Raw genomic sequence first — 21,249 nt, forward strand, 5'->3', positions numbered from 1 at the left:
TAACCAAACCCCTTATTTCTACGGGCATGAACACAATTCAATTTGAAGACGTATTCGGTTATTCTAAATGGTTAGAGTGCATAAAAAACCTTACAGTTGCCAATGATAAATTAGGCGATAATTTAGAGGGCACTAGTAGCCGGGTTAAAAAATCACTTTCTGAACAACTTGCCCTTTTAGAGCAGTATGCAAAACAAATAGAGAGCCTTCAAAAAGCGGGCAATATTGTTGGCATTGCCCCGGACTTCCAAAAGACATACGAAGCGGTTAAGAGCAACAAAAAGATTCTTCAGGACAATAAATCAATTGTCGATGAAAATAACGAGGTAATACAGTTAATGCAAAAGCGATTAGCTGAACTTCGTGCCGAATACGGAAAGTTAGACTTAGCCCAAAAAGAAGACCAAAGACGGGCGAAAGAAATTAGTCGAGAGTTAACACAGACTACGAAATCAGTTAACGGATTAATAGTAGCTACAGATTTAGCTGGTAGAAGTGTAAAAGGAGCCGAAGGGTCGTTTAATGCGTTTAAACAGCAAACACGTGATCTAAAACGCCAGCTCGACGGACTTCCCAATGCTTACGATAAAATAACGGGCAAAATCAATGAGCAAAACCGGGCGGCTGTTGCTCTAAATGAGCAGTATCAAAAAAATATAAAGTCCATTAATGACATTAAGCGAAATCAGAAAGATTTCACTCCCAATGTCGGTAATTACCCACAGGTATCTAACAATAAAGGGTCTGGACTATCCACGGTAGGCGCATTTGCAGCCGGGGCGGTTGGTATAGGTTCGGCAAGTATTTTAGCTGACAAAATACTATCAGGAATCAAAAGTGCAGGTGAAATAATCCTACAATTCGATTCCCTTGATTCTGCTTTACAAGTCGTTTCTAATGATACAGCACTATTCACTCAACGTCAGATTATGCTACAGCGCGTTTCTGATGATTTGGGGCAAGATTTGTCTGTTGTCGAAAAAACGTACACCAATCTAACCGCTTCAAGTAAAGGAACAAGGCTTGAAGGAGAAGCAACTGACAAGATTTTTACAGCCGTTACCGGAACAATGGGTCGGCTTAAAAAGTCAGGCGAAGATACCGAGGGGGCATTACTGGCAATTGGTCAAATGATGTCAAAAGGTACAATCCAAAGTGAAGAGCTACGCGGGCAGTTGGGCGAAAGAATACCGGGGGCGTTCAACATTATGGCCCGCGCTTTAGGGGTTACAACGTCAAAATTAGGCGATATGCTTAAAAATGGTGAAGTATTGGCTTCGCAAGCTTTGCCAAAATTTGCTATTGAACTTGAAAGGACGTTTAATCCTAACCGTGAAAAGCGAGTAGAGGGATTGACGGCCAATTTAGCCCGCTTACGAAACGAAGGCGTAGAATGGGTAAAAGGTTTAAATATCGGAGATACAGCCGGAAATTTTATAGGCTACATAACTTCAATGTCCCGATCTGTTAGGCTGTTTTTCAGTTCTAGTGTTGAAGAATCAAGCCGAAAATTAGCCGAACAAACCGAAAAGGTTAATCAATTGGAATCAACCTTGCCCAGCCTATTGAGTCGATATGATGAATTGAAAAGTAAATCAAAGCTTTCAGCCGACGAACAAAAGGAGTTACAGACAGTCGTTAACGACCTTGCAAATATTGCTCCCTCAGCCGCAACAGGTTTCGATGCTTACGGAAATGCGTTAGATGTAAATAAAAGTAAGGTTGTAGGTTTTGCTCAGGCCCAACGCGAATTAAACGCTGAACTAAATAAAGCTGCAATTCAGGCTCTACGCGATCAGACAACCGGGCAAATGCAACGGGCGCAACAGACACAAAATACCCTTAACCGAGGGACTAAACAACGGTCGTTTAACTTAAAGCCTTTTCTTTTAATGTCCGCCGAAGAGCGTCGGCAAGCAACGACCAAAGATGCCGGGAAGCGTCGGGAAGTAGCCTTATCTGACGACGATCAACGAGACTTAGCAGGTAGCTTACAAAAGGAAAATAAAGCCATTGAGCTAAGTATTTTACAGCGGTTACAGTTGGGCGACAAACTCACCCAGGCAGATAAACTTTATATTGACGAAGGGGCTAACGTTAACCTAAAACGGTATAAGGTGATAGAGGATTACAATAGTAAGATAGCCGAATTGGATACCAAACAAGCCGAACTGTTTATTAAAGGCGACCGGGATAGTTTAAAAAAACGTGAAGACGTTTTAAAGGACTTAAAAACCTATCAGGACAAAAAACAGGCCATTCTATTCCCGTCACTTACAAGTAAAAAGGATGCAGTCGATGAACCTACAGCGAAAAAGGCAAAAGACGAGGAAACGGTTTTAGAAAAGATCGACAAACAAATCAAATCCATTGAAGCAACCTTACAAAAACAGGCTATGCGGGATTTGAAAGCGGGCCGGATTATCGACGTTGACCCGAAGCTAGTTGAAAAGGTTCAGAAGCTAAAGTTAGAGTATGAAGCTATTCGGGCTATGCAGGAAGCCGTAGAAAATGGTACGTATGGCAAAAAGATAGCAACCCCCAATAAATTAACCACAAGCGATTTAGACCGCTTAGGAGAACGCCCCTATGTTAGTTACCGACTAGATGATAAGGGTAGGCAAATGTCAGGGTCGGATATTACCGAAGCCGACGCAAAGCGAACCGCACAATTAGAGGAAAACTTAAAAGATCAGTCAAATATCATGGCGTTGTACTACGTCAAACGCAAACGACTTGAATACGACCTAAATAATTCTCTTAGCGGTTTAGATCAAAACCGACAAAAACAATATTTGGATTTATTAAACCAAATAGAGTTAGCCGAAAGAGCAAAGGATAAAGATAAAGTGCAACGACTAAAGGAGGAATACGCCCAAATGACCGAAGAAGACAGGGCTTATTTTTCAAGGAAAGCAGAAATTCAAGAGAAGTATATACAGGCGGGTACGACGCTTGTAAACGGCTTATTCGAAATAGAGCAACAAAAGAATCAGAATCGTCTAACCGCACTCGAAGCCAGTAAACAGGCTGAATTAGATGCCGTTGGGGATAATGAAGGGGCAAAAGTTGCGATTGAAAAAAAATACGATCAACAGCGTAAACAAATCCAACATCAACAAGATGTTTCAGCTCGAACCCAAGCCCTCTTTAACGTGGGAATAAGTACAGCCGAAGCGATAATGAAGGTTTATGCAACTTTGCCTCCGCCAGCCGGAACGCCGTTAGCGATTGCTACAGGTGTCTTAGGTCTCGCCCAGGCGGCTATTATTATGGCTAAACCCCTTCCGCAATACTTTACCGGAAAAAACATCGACGGGATTACAAACGACAATTATAGCGGCCCCGCCTTAGTTGGCGACCGTTACGGTCGGGAGTTATGGCAACATGACGGTAAAATGGAACTGGTAAATAAGCCTACAATCGTAAACGTTGGCAAGGACGATGTAATTTACCCCAACGCAATGACGGAGCAGATACTACAGTCTAATGCGATTGTAGGGCAAATAAACCGCCAAACAATGGCTAACCATCGGTTAACGCAAGGAAGAGACGAATATCAGGTTCGGCAATTGTCTGGTGCTATCAATTGGGATAATTTCCCGGTCAAGCGGTTAGCGGATGCAATCGGCGAAGCTAACGAAAAGCTACCGTTTAATATGACTACGTTTGATGAACGAGGGGTTTTAAACTGGTTTATCAAAGCCAATCAACGAACGCTAGACCATAGTAGAAAGCGCGACCTTAATTGGACGAAGGTTAACGGGGAGTGGCGTAAACGATAAAATATAAAAGCCCGACTTTGATAGTCGGGCTTTATTTATCTCCGTAATGACCATAACATGACAAAATTTCTAATTCATCGTTGGTAAAACTATACACTAATCGGTGTTCTTGATTGATGCGTCTGGAATAAAGGCCTTTTAGGCTCCCCCTCAATGGCTCCGGTTTTCCAGTTCCCTTTGTCGGGGTTCGACTACATTCTTTTATCAGACCTTTAATCTTTAAAAATACCTGTTCATCTCTATCGCGCCAATCTTCGTATTCTTCATACGCGTCGTCAACGAAACCGATTTTTCGCCCCATTACAGATTATCAAACTCTTCCAACGTAAAAACTTTTACATGACCTTCGGCAACCTGCTGTTGCCGTTGTTTGATCTTTTGAACAAACTCCTTGTTGTAGACAGGGCTGTTAGGCTTACCTGCAAGGGGGTCGAATGCCTTCGTTTTGCGAGTTAAGAAGGCAAATTTACTACCCGTTAATTTGCTTAAACGAACTCCCATTTTGTGTGTTTTTTACTATTTGCTTGTCAAGGTAACAAGATATTTTGACAATTGATTACAATTAATGACATTTTATTGCATATATTCCATCTGATAATCCGAACAGGGCCCTAACACAATGTTTTTAGCGCAAAATCTGACTCCCATACTTCAAACGTGCCGTTCGCCAATCCGGGGCTATCATTCGCTAGTTGAAAGCCTGTTTTAAGCGCAAACGGACGCCCGTTTATTAATAAATCTTTATGGGCAAACATGCCGGAAAATCCTTCTTCTGCGAACGCGTCGGCATTTTCGACAGTAAACGAGTGATACCGATTTTGCTCAATTTATTTGATTATTATGCATTCTAGTACGGTTTTTAATTTAGGAAAATAATAGATTGCCTTACAGGTTGTTGTAAATTTTGCGGTTTATATATTTTTAGCGTCCTAACGCCTATAGGTCTAGGAAAAATATTGCTCTATTCGCTTAAAAAGCCGCTTTGTCTCATTTAAAGCACCTATGCCTATAGGTAAAAAGACCGTAAGGTGTAGGTAAAAAGGCCGATACCTATAGGTGAAAACACCGGGGGGTATAGGCAAAAACACCGAGAGGTATAGGCGAAAAGACCGACATAATATTATATATAATAATAAAATTAATAATACATTTAAAAAAAAAGAGATTTCCGACGCTACCGCGCCGGTTTCTAATTTTTTAGTAAGCGTTGGGCTGTTGGGTGTTTAGTCAAGTTCAAATTTTTTACTACCTGTTATTACCCCTTTGGAGCCTTTCGGCTTAAATCCAATAGTTACAAAAACTATCTTAGATGCTACCTTATCGGTGTTTTTAAAGTCCTTGTGGTCTAAATACTTTGTTGTGTAGCAAACCCCTGTTGAATCCTTATTTAGCTCCGAGTACTCCCTAAAGTCGCTGATATTGATCGAGTAGGTGGTATCGTAGATTTGAATAGGTTCGTGATTTTGCTCGTATCCGTGTATTTTTAGGTTGTAAACCCCTGAGCTAGCAATTCGCTTATCTGCCTTACTTGCAAAGGTTGTTAGTATTTTGATTCCATCTGTACCCGCCTTTTGTAACGCTATAGACTCTATATATTCAGGAGGTTCATGGTTTGTGCTACAGCTAGGTAGAAAGAGAATTGATAGGCCAACTAAGTAAAGATACTTTTTCATAGTAAGATATATTTAGTGAATATAAGGGGTTGTACCCCTATAATTACTGCCATTAAATAAACCGATACCTCTGTATTTGTGTGTTATATTAAAGGTTTTATATTTGTGTAAAATCCAATACAAATCATGAACTCTCCCAAGGAAATAGGCGATTACATAAAGAAGTTACGAAAATCGAAAAAATTAACCCAAGCTTCCTTAGCTCAACAATTAGGTATAGACCCTAGTACTTATGCTCAATTTGAAGCCGGAAGGACTAATATGACCCTAGCAACCATCAATCGAATTGCAGATGCTTTGGGGTATAAATTGCAAGTGTCGTTCATTTTGAAGTAGCTGTGATTAGATAAAAAAATGGGATATAATAAAATATTTTTTCTTTAATATTGGGATATAATAAAAGTTATTATTAGTATTGTAAAGTCAATCAGGCGATTGGCACGTCATAAAAAACCCCGCGCTGGCAACTTGGCGGAAGGCAGCAACGGGGCGACGTTCACTTAAACAGGTAGTTCAAAATGAACACAGAACAAAGTTACTGTGAGGGTGGGGATTCTACAACCTCTAATCCACAAACGGCCCAAAACACGGCCCAAACAGCGTATAACCCGGATAGGGGACAATTCTTAGACGGCCCGGATGAATATTTTGTTGAAATCGGCAACAACCCCGGCGCGTCAGAGTACCTACGTAGCATAATCCATTCGGTTCGCAATTTCTCGGAGAAAGTAGACCCAACTACTACACTGGTTGAGCTTTGCAACGATAAGTTAACCCGTTGCGCTTATTTAGATGAACGCGAAAAGCGTAAAGTCGAAAACGTCCTATCACTTATCGGCTTCATTAATAAGCTTAGAAGCGATTACGAGAATTTCGCTATTTGGATGGAGGAGGTAGAGGGCCATGAATGAGATTGTAAAGATTACGACGGATGCACAAGGTTTGTCTGTCGTTTCGGCCCGCGAACTACACCGATTCTTAGAAGCAAAAACCAAATTTGCAGACTGGATAAAAGCCCGGATTATTAAATACGGATTCCTTGAAGGTACTGACTATTTGGAGGTTAACGACGACGAAGGGGGTTTTTCCGAAATTTCGGAAAAACCTATTCAGGCTAGTTTTACTAACAATCTAGTAAAACCCAATCAGGGCGGCAGGCCAACGGTTGATTACGCCCTAACGCTCGATATGGCTAAGGAATTGGCTATGGTTGAAAATAACGATAAAGGACGCGAAGCCCGTAAGTACTTTATTGAAGCCGAAAAACAGCTACGCAAGACGTTAGCGACCCCCTCTACCGAACAGGTTCTAATTCAGCTTGTAAGTCAAAATAGCCAACTGTTAGCTAATCAGCAACAGATTTTAATTAATCAGCAACAGGCGATTGGTCAACTACGCGCCGACGTAGATAGTATAATGCGCGGTCATCGACCGCCAAAGGGTAAGCTAACTCCGCGATTGATTACCCCGCCAAAGAAGGTAATTACTACCCTACGGCAATTAATCAGCCGCAAGGTAAACGACTATTGCGCTTTTCATGGGGCCGAACAGAGCGAGACTTATAATTACCTCTACAAGCGAATGCATGATGTGTACGGGGTTAATGTTCATCGGCTACAGCGCAAGCCAGGTGAGTACATTTTAGATGCTATAGAGCGTTACGGACACTTAGACCGCTTGTACTCGCTTATAATGGCTGAATTAAACTACAACGAAGACAACTAATGAACTATCGAACATTTCAACTTTTTGCGGTTGCCTTTCTTTGGTTCATTTTGGCCGCTATATGTGTTCAATGGAGGATTTCACGGATAGAAAACCGTAAAGGGTTGAGATGTAAAACTCATACCTTTTATGAATGGATCAATAAGCCGAACAGAGTTGATTCGACTAATTCGACGTTTAGACGAATATGAAGAATGGCGTAGACAGGTTTTTATTCGTGACCGTTTTACTTGTCAGCATTGTGGAGCCAGAAACGGGCGAAAACGAGTTATCGAAGCCGACCACATTAAAAGTATTTCTGATTTAGTTTCTGAGTTTGGAATTACTTCCGTTGAAACGGCTTTAAAATGTCCCGCAATTTGGGATATTAATAATGGTCGGACGCTTTGTCACTCGTGTCACGAAAAAACGGAAAGTTATCCAACTAACTTTAAGGGTGTAAGTAGAAAGAGAAAGGTTTTAAAGTAAATTTGGATTATGAAAAACAATATCCCTAAACACCTGCTAAAAATGGCAGGTGTTTACCAAATTCTAAATACTGTTAACGGCAAATGTTATATAGGGTCAACAAAGAAGTTTTTATATCGCTACAGTCAGCACAAATATGGCTTAGAAAATCGAAAGCATCATTCTAAGCATTTAGCGAGGGCATACGATAAATATGGAGCAAATTCATTCGAATTTAATCTATTGGAGGTTGTAAGCGAAACAGAGAGACTTTCGGATTTATTACTTGAAATAGAAAATAAATATATTATACAATATAATTCTATTAACCTTGCTTTTGGTTACAACAAATCTATAGCTATCCCTTCTTGTTATGGTGCAAAACACAAAGAAAATGCTAAAACACGCCTAAAAGATAAATCCGTAAGTCCTGAAACAAGGGCTAAGTTAGGGGTGAGAATGGAGAATCATTTTGCAACGAAACTTACAAATGAACAAGTTCGGGAGATAAAATTAATATTAGCTAAAGGTTGCCGGTCGATTGACGTAGCTAAGTATTTCAATTTAGATGTTTCTGTAGTGAGAAACATAAGAAATGGTAGGACTTGGGTTCCGATCACGGTAACACATAATGAGGTGAATCAATATGCTTTACCTAAGGGATTATGTATCAATCCTTCTTATGCTTACCGAAACCCTAATAAACCTAATAAAAAACTATTAGAGGAAGGTCAAGTGTTGCTAATAAAATATTTACTATCAATTGGTGAACGAACGGTTGATGTTGCTGAGTTTTTTGATGTAAAGGAAGAGATAATTTCAGGTATAAAAAGGGGCAAGACATATAAGGATATTGAACTATCCGAAAAAGACTATAAATTCTTTCAGGTTAATTTTACTTACGATGATTATGACGAAGTAAAAAAGACAGTAAAAGGACGCGCTTTTAAAAGTAGGGCTATAACGACACCAAAAGGTGAACGGCACGCCAACGCTAAACTCAATACCGAAGATGTACTAAAAATAAAAGACTTATTGGAGCAAGGGCTACTGTATACCCAAATTGCGGAACGGTTCAATGTTAGTACCGATACGATTCAAAAGATTCGAAATGGGCGAAACTGGGTGCACGTAACTGGGTTTACAAAGCTTCAAGAAAAAAGAGTATCTAAACGCGTTAATGCTAGTGGATTCAAATCTATACAAACTAAATTAACCGCTGAGAATCTATTAGAGATTAAAGAACGTTTATCTACTGGTGAAAAATGCGTTACCATAGCTAAGTCTTTTAATGTTTCCCTTAGCCTTATTAGTTCAATTAAAAGGGGTAAAGCGTGGTCGGATTTTACAGGTATAACAAAGCAAGAGACCCCGGAAAGATTAAATGACAATCAAGTAAAGCTAATAAAGTATCTACTTCTTAAAGGAAAGCCTGTTTATATAGCCCAGTATTTTAATTTCGAACCCTACAGAATATTACAAATTAAATATGGCAAGGTATATAAGCACGTAGAATTAACGCAATATGATTTAGAGGTTCTACAAAAGTCAGTACCTAATGATTTATTAATAAATGCAATTGAGCAAGTAAAAGGGAGGACGTTTAAAAATAAAAGTAAAGTTAAAAAGGAATATTATAATAATATCTCAAAACTAAAGCAATCAGATGTATTGGAAATAGTAGAGTTGCTGAATCAGAAGGTTCCGTTCGGGGAAATAGGAAGGCAATATGGAGTATCAGGAGCGACGATTCAGAGAATATATACCGGCGCAAACTGGGTTCACGTAACAGGTTTTACAAAGTCTAATGTTCGGTATAAACCGAAACGTAATGTAATATCTGGCGAAAAAAATCATCTTTCCAAACTGACAAACGATGAGGTTTTGGAGATCAAACAACTATTGAAAAGCGGCAAAACAGGATTATCTATCGCCAATCAATTTAAGGTTCATCCAACCTTAATAAGTTCAATTAAGCAGGGTAAGAGTTGGATGCATATTTAATAACAAAAAAGCCCGGTTATTCCGGGCTTTTTTGTTAACACAACGTCTTTAACGCAAACCCGGACTCCCATACTTCAAACGTGCCGTTCGCCAATCCGGGGCTATCATTCGCTAGTTGGAAGCCCGTTTTAAGCGCAAACGGACGCCCATTTATTAGCAAATCCTTATGGGCAAACATACCGGAAAATCCTTCTTCTGCGAACGCGTCGGCATTTTCGACAGTAAACGAGTGATACCGTTTTTGCTTTACCGATACGGTTCTAGTTCGCCCGGTCGTTACCCCGTCGTAACTTTCTACCGTCGTGTCATTTTGCGGATTTCCCGCGTAGCATTTCAACCGTAGCGTTTGCCGGAAACCTGCTAATTCGGGCAACTCATACGGTATATACGCTAAGTCTCGAACTGATCGAAACGAAAATATTGCACTCATACCCGCGAAGCCGCCCGGATTATACCAAAGCCGATTCGAGTAATACGGAACCTGAGCCGAACCAATCCGAAGCCTGTAATATTCCTCGCGTAGCCCTAAACCTACCGGAATAACAACGTTTAGATAGTATTGGGGAGCATTCAGGCCGGGCGTGTCAACCTGGGTAAGCGTTGCAAAATTGGGTACAACGACGGTTAAGGCGGCATTGTCAGCCACTAACGCAACGTTTAGATTAGGCAGGTTTAACCCGGTCGGAATGTTAATGTAAACCCGCAACACATCGGCCGGGGCCAACAGTACACAGGACGAAACCCGGCCAATACTGCCAACAGGTAGGCCGCTAACATCGGCGGGTTCCGGGGGCGTGTTACCCCAAACGATAAAGTTATAGCGGTTCAGTAACATTACTTTTGGTTGTTATAAATCTTGATACTTTGCAGTCCTTTAACAAAGATAAGTACGGCAAATGTGCAAAAAAAGTGCATATATTTTGCTGCGGATTCAGGCACTTACCGCCCAAATTATCAAAATCGACAATCCGTTTGAAGCTGAAACGGAACAACTACAAAACGAAATCGCAGTCTTACGCGAAGTTTTGGACGCTATGGCTTTAGCCAGTTTTACCGCACTCGAAAACGCTTTCCTAAACCCTTCAACTGTCTACAGCCATGAATGAGCTACAAAGTTCGGTCATAAAAACTATGACTAGTCTTGAAATTGCAGAGTTAACGGGTAAGCAACATAAGAATGTGTTGCGGGACATTCGTAGTATGGTTGCGGCATTTAAAAAGGCAAAATCTGACGGCTCAAATTTGAGCTGGCATTGTGAATCAGATAGTTATAGCGATTCGCAGGGCAAGAAACGTCAGTTATATCGACTTGATAAGGCTACAACAATTACGTTACTTTCTGGCTATGATGTTGTAGCTCGACACAGGATCGTTAAGCGTTGGGAGCAATTAGAGAAAGAAAAAGCACAGGCCGAAGTAGGGGCTTCAAACCCAATCGACCAACTATCTGTATTTACGGAACGACCTAAGCAGATACAGAACAGTAAAGAGGTTAATAGCTATAATTTCTCACAAGGCGGCAAGGAACAAGCCATTGACTACAACCGGAAGAATTGTTTTTTGCATACAGGTAAAACACCTTCGGAGTTGATGGAATGGGCGAAATCGAAGAAAATACCGTCCAAGTTTAGAACGTCAGCTAAAGAGATTATTCGTACTTACCGGCCCGCCGTTAGTAGCTCTATGGCTCTTGCGGATGAGTTTTGTAAGACGGGCAAGATTAATATAGACGAATCTGCTACGTTCTGTAAGAATCATGCTTTACCAGTCTTTCAAAAAATGCAAGATATGGGGCTGTTAAAGACCCCGGATGTCCCTAAGTTAATTTCTAAATCATAAATAATATGGATTACGAACTGATAGTAAATATCGAAGCTTTAGACGCGTTGCCTTTGTCGGAACTCAATCTATTGTCGGAACAGATTGAGCAGGAATTGAAGTATCACGAGGAACGTAGAATAGAATGCGGTGAAAATGTAGATAGAGTAGGGGAAATTCACCATATGAAAATGGTCGAAAAGATTGATATAGCAAACCATTTGATTATGGATAGGCAAATGGATTTTTGGCGAAGGTTCTTTACTATAAAATTGCCTGACGGTTCCGATGTCGTATAGGTAAGTAATCAATAAAAAACAAAAGCCCGGTTTTTGGCCGGGCTTTTGTTTTTTATTGATTACCGCTAAAGGAAGGATTGGAACGTACAGAATAGGTATAGGTCGGGGTCTGCCGTTCCATCCGTTTCAAAGCGGTTAAAAACCCAGTTACTATAGTCTGAGCAATCCGGCCCCCCTAGCGTCGTTTGTACAAATCGCTTATTTAGGGTGAGAGTAGCTACTTCGCTGGTTGGGTTGTGTTGTAGCTTCATTAGAAACCCGTCCGACATACTACCGTCTTTTCGCTTAATAGTCAGATAGCCGCAATTTTTCGATTCGTCGGGGTGTTGATTGGTGCAGGCTAATAGCGTTTCCTCTACCTGTTCCCGCGTCATGCAAACCTGTGTTTCGATGGTTTCGGGCGAAAAGACTTTTTCAAAATGTTCAAACGCCCCTAACGCTACGTTACCCGTTTCGTACACTTCCTGCCTGTCAGTATCGCCCGGCAGGTTAAAACCGTCCCGAATCCGGCTAACCATTTCCTTATTGCCCTTGTAGTCGGTGCATCGTAGTTCATCGGTCGAACGCTTGTATCGAAAACCCGAATTTAGAAGCCATGCCCAACGGCGAAGCATTCGGGCGGGGCTTAATTCCTGATTGTAGGTGTTGGCGGGGTCGGCAATACCCAAAACGTCGATACGTTCGTTTGTTCGGATTCTTACCGGCTGGGCTTTTGTCTGCCAACTGGCAAAAAACGTCCCTTCGACCATTGGGAAACTGGCATCTACTGTATAGATTGGTTTACCGAAATTGTCATGCACGATGGTAAAAATGTGGTATTCTACCCCGTCGTTAGCCGTTCCAGTATTGGAGAAAATAACAACGTCGTCAACCTGCAAGGGGGCCGCGTCGTCGGGTAAAATAAAGCGTTTAGCGGCTGGCTGACCGGGTTTATACGGAAATCCGGTTAATGGGATTACCTGAAACGTTACCCCGCCCGATTCGGCTTTAGGGGCAACGTGTAACACAAAATTATCATCATCATATTGCCCCCCTTCGGTTGATCGGTCGATTAACTTACCGCTTTGGTCATATTCAGGAATCCCAAGCCTACGCGCTTCTTCAATTGCGGCCCCGGCCCCGATTAGCGGGCTTTTAATCTCTTTCTTTAACTCATGCGAAACAATCGGGGTTTGGTAGGTTCGTTCGGTGTTGAACTCCAACAGAACCCCCGGCCCTTCGGTTGGGTATTTTTCGTAACCGACAACGATTTGGTTACAGGCTAAATCAAGGTTGGGTTTTTCGGTGTACGTAAATACGTCGGGGTCTTCGTCCGCCTTTTCTTCCAGCGTCATTATCCTGCCGCCCCGGTAAAACCATCTACCTTCCTCTACCCGTATCGAATGGTTGCCGTTTGCGTCAGTTTGGTATAGTACCCCGGCCGCGTGGTTGGCCGACAGAAACCCGATTAACTGTTTTAGGCTAAATACTGGAGCTTTCGTTTTTAGGTTGCGTAGCTGTTGCCCGGATGATACCGCGTACTCTGTGCCGTACCCGTCCTGTGGCTGAGTGGCCGACGCTTTAGAAATCAGATTACCCCAAACGCTACCCGTTACCCCCGACAAAGCGTTAGAGACAACACCGAAAACGTGTTTTAACGCGTCGGGCAACAGGTAGGCAAAACCCCGCGAATCAGCCGCCCGCGTAGTTCGTTTTATATCCGCTTTAACCGTAAAGTTGTGTACGTCGATAATCAGTTTTCGAGCCGTCGAACTGAATACGCGCAATTGGGTGTACCAGTAAATTTTAGTACCCTTCGTTACGCTAAACGTTCCGCTATAGTCCGCGTTTACCGTCTTAAACCCGGTTTCATTGGTTTCGCCTGAACCCTGTTGCTTTGGAGCCATAGCGATAAGTTCGGTCTGCTGACCGGGCCGGGCAACTGCCAGAATAGGTTCAATTGTCCATCCTGTAAACTTCGCCCCGCCAATCAACAGAGCCTTTTTGTAAAGAATCAAATTGATTTCGTACGACCAGATTAACGAAACGTCGTAGGTTCCCGCCGTCGAACAGGTAATAAACGGCAATTCGTCGGGGGCTGTCTGTAGCGTTGTGCCATTGTATGTATTAATCTGGCCGCTACTCGAATTTAGTGTATCGAGCGAAGGTTTGCCATCCGGGTTAGATTGGCCGACAGGGTAAATTAGGTTAGGCAGTAAAATATAGTAGCCAACGGCGGGCGGGTTGTCGATTTCGGTAACGTCCGACCATGCGCCAACGCGTTTATAATAGCCCGATTCGATCAAAGCCTGACCGGGTAAACCAATCTCTACCGGGTCGGGCGGGGTAATATCAGCATTGTCTAACGTCCGTTCGTCTGCCATAGAAACGGGCGTATCGAACCGGCTTTGAATTTTATCGTGTAGGTCGTCTTTAACAATATGACAACTAACCCGCCCATTTTCTATAATAACCTCATTAAAGTCTATTTTGCCCGTAAACCGGATTGTTTCCGCTAAATCCGATGAAATAGAAACTAAAAGGAACTTGACAGCCGCATCATTGCCATAGGTGTAATATTGCGCTGACAACAGGCTAGAGGCCGATTCACAGGTAAAATCAACGCTTATATCACCGTCCGAATACTCGAAATTAACGCCGTGATATTCGCTATCCCTTTCCGCTACGATCTGAACCTCTGACCATTTTACAGGCTCTTCGATTACGACCGTAATAGGTGTTAAAATACCCTGTGCAACTACCGTTGTTTGTAAGCGAAACTCTAACCGAGAAAACGACATAGTAGGTAAGAATTTAAAATCTTAACGTAAAAATGTTAAGATTTTTTGCAAGAAAATTGTTAATTGTCAATTTCTTGTATTTTTGCCGTACAATCATTTCGCTACTGGCCCGCGAAAATGGCTGATTTCAACCTGTTAAATCTGCTTTTCGTGTGGCTTTCCTTTCACAACTGGCAATTACCGTAGGTAATTTTGTCAACGGCGGCAAAGATAAGTTTAACGAAGCGATAAAATATTTGCCTGTTAAGTTTACATTCTTAAACGGTATTTTATCGCTCGTTCTTAACGATAAACCCGCCCTAACGGTTGATTTGACCGATTATTTCCCGACGCGTGACGAAGTTGTAAAGCAAATCAGGCCCGGCAACGCGGGGCTAAACACGCCCGGTCTGGTTACGTTCGCTGACTCAAAAAACCCAACCGATCTACAGAGCGATGCAAAGGTTTTGAGCGCGGCCGCAATCGTGGAGCTAATCGCGGCTTTTGGCGGCAACGGCGGGGGTGGTACGGTAGATTTACAAACGCTATTCAGCGCGTTAACGCCCGACGTTAAAAACATAATTTTTCGGCTGTTACTGACGGCGGCACTGTCGGACGTACAAACCCGGCAACTGTTTTGTACGCTGGTGGGTAGTTGTGAGGTTGACCCAACCGGGCCGGTTTTCGACTTCTCTAGCCCGGTCGATTGGGAGCCGATACCGGCCCAGGAAACGCCCGAAATCTACGCACCAAACAGCGAGTTTATTACCGGCGCAGAAACGCCCGAAATCTACGCGCCAAATAGCGAGTTTGCGGCATCTAACCCGGCGCCAACGCTTACCAATCCACAGGCCGACGTAACAATAACAACTTACGATAATTACGAAATACCCGCCCCGGCTAACGAGTTTTCGGATAATGCGGGCGATACAGGTAGTATTATCTGCCAGCGTTACGACCCAGCAACCAACACTGTTTTGCCGTTGCCGCTAGGGATTACAGCCAACAACACGACTGGCAAATTTATCGTAACTAAGGATTTTGCAAACGGCCAAACAATCACGTTACGGCGGGTTTATACCGATTCGGCGGGCCAATGGATTAACGACGATTTTTTGGTAACGACGGCCCGGCCTTCGGTCGATAGGGTTGTCATTTACCGGGACAACTCGGATAATATAACGTTTTTCTATCGGTCGGCTCAGTCTGGTAATCAGAATTTACAAGATACTTGGACAGGGTTCGACCCGGTAAACGAAACGTGGCTACCAAGTGGCTACAGTGCCCCGCCCGTAACCGGACGCCCAACCGGATTAGAGGGGTATCAATATCAGGACGCTTACGGAAGTACAACCGCACAAACGGCGGCTCTGTCAACTACGACAACCTTTAAAATTCGGAAGGTCGGACAAACTACGCCGTTGCTTTCGATCAGCTTTAACGCTAGTAGTCTCGCTAAAGGACAAACACTAACGATCTATAACCCATAACGCTATGGATTACTTTAAATCGTTCGCCCAGGCGGACGGCTCCGAACTCATTTGGCCGTACCAAGATATGACTGTAGCCGAAAGTCTCGCAGTCTTCAATAGTAAACCTTACGCCGAAAAGGTAGCGGAATGTATAACCGTTCGACCGGCTCCGCCCCCCGGTAATTCGGGTTGGCGCGTTCGCTCGACTGACAACGGCGGGGGCGATAATGGCGGAACCGACAACCCCGGAACAGACGACCCCGCAAACGATCAATCAAACTTAGACAACGTAGGATATTATCAACAGCCATGAAATCGCTACTAACTTTCCTTTTTCTCTTTGCCAGCCTATTAGCCGGGTTTGGGCAAACGATTGAGTACTACAAAGCAGGTACGGACGGCACAACCCAAAAGGTTTATGCTATCTATTCGGACGGTAGCCAAAAGCTCGTTAGTACGTTGCCATCCGACGCGGTTTTTGCCCGCAAAGGGGGTATAGTTCGGTTGCCGTATGCACCCGAACCCAAACGCGTATTTAACCCGCAACAGTTCGGCTTAAACAAGTATTTCAGCGACAATTTCCGGTTGTCAATGGACTACAATCCGGGCGGCTTATCGCCAACCCAGCGTAAAGCCTTCGGGGTAAATCTGTTTAACTTCTGGTCGATTTCTGACACAGAAAAGGCCAACGCCCCGCCCGGTTCGGGTATGCTCTATCTGACTGAATCGGGCGTACATGGCAGTTTAGAGGGGGCGGGCTTCTTTGAGTCAGACTTACAAACCTACTATAACCAGATTTGGAACGCCCTACCCGGCGCGGGCAATGGAGCCAACCCCGGTGCGAAGTACGTTATCTTTAACATAGAGGTAAGTAACGATTGGAGTAGGGGTTACTACGCAGGAAATGACAGCAAATGGCCTAGTTGGGAAAGTCGTAAAGACAAACGTATCATTTGCGAGTCGGACGGGGTAGAACGATCACTCGAACAAATCGACCAACAAAATTTGTGGTCTGTCGAAGCGTCGGTAAGGCGGGCTAATCGGCTGGTATTGCTTCTAAAAGTCCTAAAAGAAAAGTCCGCGCCCGGAACGCTGGTTAGTTATGGGGCTTCGATGCACCAAGCCTTACCCCGAAAGGATTTTGCAACCAACAACAATTATTTTCTGCCTGGAACCTGTAACGTTAATTTCATTCCGGGCCATTCAGGTAATACCGTAACGCTCAACAAACCGGGCGGGGGAACAGGTACGTACACGCTAACGGGCAATCAATACAGCAATGAAGACTTTATGACGGGTTATTATTACCTGTTCGATAAAGATTTAGCCCAAAGCGACTATAACGATATTTTTGTTAATAAGGTAGCCGGTAAAACGAATTACCCCTACCTATGGAGTAAGCTACTGATTCGGCACGTTGTAGCCGACGAAAAGGGTTATATACAGGAGAATCGGCGGTTAATGCAAGCGGTATTAGGGAGCAAGCACCCTATTATGCGTATGCAGGAACCCCAATTTGAAGGGGATGGAATCGGCCTGTATGATGCCAACGGCAATTTTACCAGTTACGTACAATCGCGTATTACGTGGGATAGTTTACAGACGAATATAACCGGCGAAGAACCGCCGAAGGTACACCAACCGCCCTATATGAATTATAGCCGGTTCATGGTGACTAGGTTTTTTGCAGGGGATGAACCCGGTTGGGGGTATTACGTATTCCCGCCCGGCAATCCGAATTGGGTACGGTTGCCGTTGGCGTCCGTACCACAGTTTAACCATCATTGGCATGGTATGACGGCCATTATTCAGGCCCGGCACGATCTACAGCCCTACGAAAAATGGTTTGCCGGTTCTACGTTAATCGAAGACCCCGAAGTACAAATAAACGCGGTAGGGGCTTTTACTGCCTACAATGGAGTAGAAGCGTACAACTATGACGCGGGGGTTCAGGGCGTCCAAAAGCCCGCCTATATGATGCGTTACAAAACCCAGCCTAACGGCGATATACGGGTTTTGATTCTCGGCGGCATGAATCAGGATTGGACAGCCGAACGGGTAGACATTGTACGCGCTCCGGGCGGGGCGTTGGGGGGCAATAAGTTTAAAGTAAAGCTCATCGGCCCAGCCGCCCAGGTGTACGAGTTCGTTGTCAAAGCGGGCGATTCTAACCAGACCTACGACGCCCAGCCATCGCGTAATCCACAATGGGAAAAAGCCGGTTACGCGGGCCGGGTTGGGGTCGTTACCTCAACAACGGGTAGTACGGGTACGAGTTGCGACTACAGCGTAACGACCAATAATATTACGCTCGGTTGCGGGGTAACAGGTACGCTTACGGCTTCGGTTTCAGGAACGGCGGCTAGTGGTTTAACTTACAATTGGACGGGGCCGGGCTTTTCGGCCAGTTCGCAAAATCCATCGTTTACGCCAACAAATGTAAACGGCGTATATTCTTATACGGTATCGGTAAGTAAATCGGGGTGTACGCCCAAAACGGCGGTTTCCAACGTAACAGTTTCGGGTTGCGGTAGTGGTAATTCGTCTATTGCCTACAATAAACCCAGCTTCGACACTTTCGATTACTCCGTACCAACAGCCGGAACGCATAACGTTTGGCCGTTTTTCGATTCCAGATTGCACCGAAACGTACCGATAGGCGATAAGGTTGTTTTAGAAAACGGTTCAATACGGGTAGAAATCTGGAAGAATTTCGGCGGGGCGGTTGCCCATGTGAGTTTTCCGGGCGGTCAAAATATTGTTAATCAAAACGATTGGGGCCGGGGCGTTGGTATGACGATTTACCGGGGCGGTCGGACGCGCCAGATTGAAAGTCAGAATAAGGAAATTCAGTCGCAATGGGCAACAGCCGAAGGCGCGGGCGTTGGCAATAATCCGATTCAGATAGGCGATACGTTCGATAATCCGGCCGTCGTGGTCGATATGTGGTACACTTCGACAACCTGTTACACAAAGTCGGTTATGATGAATTGGGCCGTTAGAAATGACCCGACCGACGTAGTATTAGAACAATGGGTAAGTATTTCCGGGGCGGTTTGTGACGTACACGTTAAAATGACTCACAACCGGGTTAACGATCAAACCAAGTACGAAGCCAAAAGCAACGAGTACCCCAACACGATTGTAAACGCCCCCTACAAGTACAACGCACACGTAGACGGTAACGGGAACATTACCTACCTAACAAACTGGAATCAAACGCCGGTTTCGATGGGTCAAAACTGGTATGCAATGGTTCCTGACGCTTCGCCCGCGTCGTCGGGGTTGGGTGTTTGGCGGGCTGGTTGCTTTCAGACTTCGCAGAACCGTTACGCGCCGGATGATACAGCATCGGACGAATTTGCAAACCCAGCCAATTACGGGGTAGCCAATCAGTCGATGATTTGGGATTGGAATGGTACGTATTACGACAATTATAAATTGATGGTCGGTCAGGTTCAGCAAATCAAGGCATGGGCCAACAGCCTACCCGACCCGCGTAATACGTTCAAATGGAAGTTTAACAGCCGCAACGGTAGAGGGTATTACACCTATGGAAACGGAATAGATACGGGCTATCCGACGCCCGACGACGGTATAGAATTACAGGTTAAAAACCCGTCAACCAACTTTGTTGATTTCCATTTTCCGCACGTTGGTTTAGTGGCTTCGTCTGTGTCGAACGTTTATGTACGCTATAAAGCTACGTCCGATTGGCCAAGTTCGCTTCTGGTTTCGGGCGGTCGAACCGGGCAAACGGACATACAGATAGCCGGTCAGAACATAACGGTTAATCTGACTTGTGACAACGCTTGGCACACGCTGACGATTCCGGTTTCAACGATTTCGGGATGGTCGGGAACTATCTACGATTTGCATACTACCTCGTTTAATGTGCCATCGTCGGCCCGCCTAAAAATCGGTTGGGTCAATACCGCAAACACCGACCCAGAACCGTAAACAATCACTTTAACAACGTATAGCTATGCCTACAGCCGATCAGAATATTTATGTACGTCGAAGCTCCGACCACGTTACGGTATGGTCGGGCAAAACACTCCGCAATACCGATAACTACCCGCTAACGACTCAGGGGCAAGCCTTGTTTGAAGCGGCTGTACTAGCCGGTAATCATTCCGGCATTACTGCCAGCAACGGCGGAACCGTAGCGGCCGGGGTTGCTCCTACCCTGACGATTCCTAACCCGCCCGTACAGGGCTATGCGGCCTATGATGTGAAAATACAGGCAGAAACGGCAGCATCGAACGTGAACTTTTCGGGTACGCCGGGGGACGTTACGACGCGCGAATTTTTCCAGAATAGTAGCCATTACGCGGACTTTGCGTTTACGGGTATGCCGGTTTCGGACGGCAATTACACGATTATCCTACGGGCTAAAACTACGTCGGGTACAGATACGACCATCGTTGATTTGATTATCAATAACGGCACGCCGTTTCAGGTGTCCATTCCGCCAACCGGGGGCGGTCTGACGACGGTAACGGTATCGGGTAAGGCATTTCAGGCGGGCGATAATACACTACGGTTCCGGGGCAATACCAACAACGCCGGTTTAGATTATATCCGAATCACTCACCCAGCCAGCGCGTAACAACCATGCAAAACGTACTAAGTGATGATGTAGCCCCCTTAACAACGCAGTTATTTGTTGGTAACGCGTTTAGCCGTACCCTTGAATTTCCGGGCTGGTTTATTATGCCTACCAGTGTCGAAATTCATGCCTATTACAGCAAAGGGGGCGAAGAATTAGCCGACGATTTCCGGCCTACTATTTCGATTTCCGGCCAGCAACTAACAATTAACTACCCCGCCCAAACGGGCCTAATTAATTCAGGCTATCAAGAGGTTTCGTTTAATGGTCGCAAGGTTTGGGCGGGCAGCTTAACGGTTAGCTACTCTACTACATTGGTGGCTAAGTCAGAAATAACGACGGTATATGTTGCGGCTCCTTCGAGTGTTTCAGTTGCGCTAACTCTATTTGGTGTAGCTCCCTTACAGATTGGTGATTTGCGTAGCGTAGACGGTACAACCCTCGAACGCTGGACGGGTACGGAGTGGGAAATGCTCAATATCAATACCGGAACACCTGCTCAAACCAACTTCGGCCTACCGCGCCCATTACCCATGATACTTAACTAATGCTATGACTGATTTAAGCACAATACCCCAAAAAGTAGCCTACGTTTCCGGGCCGTTCGACTCGACTAACTCAGTCAGTCATATAGAAGTCAATAAGATCGTCAGTT

Annotated in this window: 17 protein-coding genes; 12 read left to right on the forward strand and 5 right to left on the reverse strand. The window is 44.4% G+C overall.

Annotated elements, in window-relative coordinates:
• The first annotated feature begins 26 nt into the window (after nucleotides 1-26).
• A complete protein-coding gene (locus BGO59_RS10660) occupies nucleotides 27-3,785 on the forward strand; it encodes a tape measure protein (protein WP_293683608.1) in 3,759 nt (1,252 codons plus the stop codon).
• Between the two features lie 31 nt (nucleotides 3,786-3,816).
• Here the strand turns inward: BGO59_RS10660 and BGO59_RS10665 are convergent, their stop codons facing one another.
• From BGO59_RS10665 to BGO59_RS10675, 3 genes are all read right to left on the reverse strand, one after another.
• The gene (locus BGO59_RS10665; protein ID WP_293683609.1) at nucleotides 3,817-4,086 is read right to left on the reverse strand and encodes a Txe/YoeB family addiction module toxin; all 270 of its coding nucleotides are present in this window, start codon (nucleotides 4,084-4,086) and stop codon (nucleotides 3,817-3,819) included.
• On the reverse strand, nucleotides 4,086-4,286 hold the full coding sequence (locus tag BGO59_RS10670) for a DUF2683 family protein (protein ID WP_293683610.1): 201 nt from the start codon (nucleotides 4,284-4,286) through the stop codon (nucleotides 4,086-4,088). Before BGO59_RS10670 ends, BGO59_RS10665 begins: the two co-directional genes overlap by 1 nt.
• A gap of 722 nt (nucleotides 4,287-5,008) precedes the next feature.
• A complete protein-coding gene (locus BGO59_RS10675) occupies nucleotides 5,009-5,458 on the reverse strand; it encodes a hypothetical protein (RefSeq protein WP_293683611.1) in 450 nt (149 codons plus the stop codon).
• A 126-nt stretch (nucleotides 5,459-5,584) separates the two neighbouring features.
• Here BGO59_RS10675 and BGO59_RS10680 point away from each other — a divergent pair, with 126 nt between their 5' ends.
• The 4 genes from BGO59_RS10680 (at nucleotide 5,585) to BGO59_RS10695 (ending at nucleotide 9,634) form a co-directional block, all read left to right on the forward strand.
• Nucleotides 5,585-5,794: a helix-turn-helix transcriptional regulator gene (locus BGO59_RS10680; RefSeq protein ID WP_293683612.1), complete on the forward strand. Its 210-nt coding sequence runs from the start codon at nucleotides 5,585-5,587 to the stop codon at nucleotides 5,792-5,794.
• 182 nt (nucleotides 5,795-5,976) lie between these two features.
• Nucleotides 5,977-6,369, forward strand: a complete 393-nt coding sequence (locus tag BGO59_RS10685) for a hypothetical protein (RefSeq protein WP_293683613.1) — start codon at nucleotides 5,977-5,979, stop codon at nucleotides 6,367-6,369.
• Nucleotides 6,362-7,183 carry an antA/AntB antirepressor family protein gene (locus tag BGO59_RS10690; RefSeq protein ID WP_293683614.1) on the forward strand — a complete coding sequence of 274 codons (822 nt, stop codon included), beginning with the start codon at nucleotides 6,362-6,364 and terminating at the stop codon, nucleotides 7,181-7,183. The genes BGO59_RS10685 and BGO59_RS10690 overlap by 8 nt, the downstream gene beginning before the upstream one ends.
• A 477-nt stretch (nucleotides 7,184-7,660) precedes the next feature.
• Nucleotides 7,661-9,634, forward strand: coding sequence for a GIY-YIG nuclease family protein (locus tag BGO59_RS10695; RefSeq protein ID WP_293683615.1), 1,974 nt, complete (start codon nucleotides 7,661-7,663; stop codon nucleotides 9,632-9,634).
• A gap of 34 nt (nucleotides 9,635-9,668) precedes the next feature.
• On the opposite strand, the gene BGO59_RS10700 is transcribed toward BGO59_RS10695, so the two are convergent.
• The gene (locus BGO59_RS10700; protein ID WP_293683616.1) at nucleotides 9,669-10,469 is read right to left on the reverse strand and encodes a hypothetical protein; all 801 of its coding nucleotides are present in this window, start codon (nucleotides 10,467-10,469) and stop codon (nucleotides 9,669-9,671) included.
• Nucleotides 10,470-10,765: 296 nt separating this feature from the next.
• Here BGO59_RS10700 and BGO59_RS10705 point away from each other — a divergent pair, with 296 nt between their 5' ends.
• Both BGO59_RS10705 and BGO59_RS10710 read left to right on the forward strand, forming a co-directional pair.
• Entirely contained in the window at nucleotides 10,766-11,473 is a 708-nt protein-coding gene (locus BGO59_RS10705) for a Rha family transcriptional regulator (RefSeq protein ID WP_293683617.1), read from the forward strand.
• A gap of 5 nt (nucleotides 11,474-11,478) precedes the next feature.
• Nucleotides 11,479-11,751, forward strand: a complete 273-nt coding sequence (locus BGO59_RS10710) for a hypothetical protein (RefSeq protein WP_293683618.1) — start codon at nucleotides 11,479-11,481, stop codon at nucleotides 11,749-11,751.
• 65 nt (nucleotides 11,752-11,816) lie between these two features.
• On the opposite strand, the gene BGO59_RS10715 is transcribed toward BGO59_RS10710, so the two are convergent.
• Nucleotides 11,817-14,531 (reverse strand): hypothetical protein, encoded by a 2,715-nt coding sequence (locus BGO59_RS10715; protein ID WP_293683619.1) that lies wholly within the window; start codon nucleotides 14,529-14,531, stop codon nucleotides 11,817-11,819.
• 152 nt (nucleotides 14,532-14,683) lie between these two features.
• On the opposite strand from BGO59_RS10715, the gene BGO59_RS10720 reads away from it, so the two are divergent.
• From BGO59_RS10720 to BGO59_RS10740, 5 genes are read left to right on the forward strand one after another with little or no spacing between them, the layout of a single operon-like run.
• On the forward strand, nucleotides 14,684-16,000 hold the full coding sequence (locus BGO59_RS10720) for a hypothetical protein (RefSeq protein ID WP_293683620.1): 1,317 nt from the start codon (nucleotides 14,684-14,686) through the stop codon (nucleotides 15,998-16,000).
• 4 nt (nucleotides 16,001-16,004) lie between these two features.
• Entirely contained in the window at nucleotides 16,005-16,295 is a 291-nt protein-coding gene (locus BGO59_RS10725; protein ID WP_293683621.1) for a hypothetical protein, read from the forward strand.
• On the forward strand, nucleotides 16,292-19,942 hold the full coding sequence (locus BGO59_RS10730) for a hypothetical protein (RefSeq protein WP_293683622.1): 3,651 nt from the start codon (nucleotides 16,292-16,294) through the stop codon (nucleotides 19,940-19,942). Before BGO59_RS10725 ends, BGO59_RS10730 begins: the two co-directional genes overlap by 4 nt.
• Before the next feature lie 25 nt (nucleotides 19,943-19,967).
• Complete coding sequence (locus BGO59_RS10735; RefSeq protein ID WP_293683623.1) at nucleotides 19,968-20,594, forward strand: hypothetical protein; 627 nt, start codon at nucleotides 19,968-19,970, stop codon at nucleotides 20,592-20,594.
• A 5-nt stretch (nucleotides 20,595-20,599) separates the two neighbouring features.
• Nucleotides 20,600-21,142: a hypothetical protein gene (locus BGO59_RS10740; protein WP_293683624.1), complete on the forward strand. Its 543-nt coding sequence runs from the start codon at nucleotides 20,600-20,602 to the stop codon at nucleotides 21,140-21,142.
• Nucleotides 21,143-21,249 lie beyond the last annotated feature (107 nt).

It is taken from the genome of Spirosoma sp. 48-14 (genome assembly GCF_001898575.1).
In the GTDB taxonomy this organism is placed as follows: domain Bacteria; phylum Bacteroidota; class Bacteroidia; order Cytophagales; family Spirosomataceae; genus Spirosoma.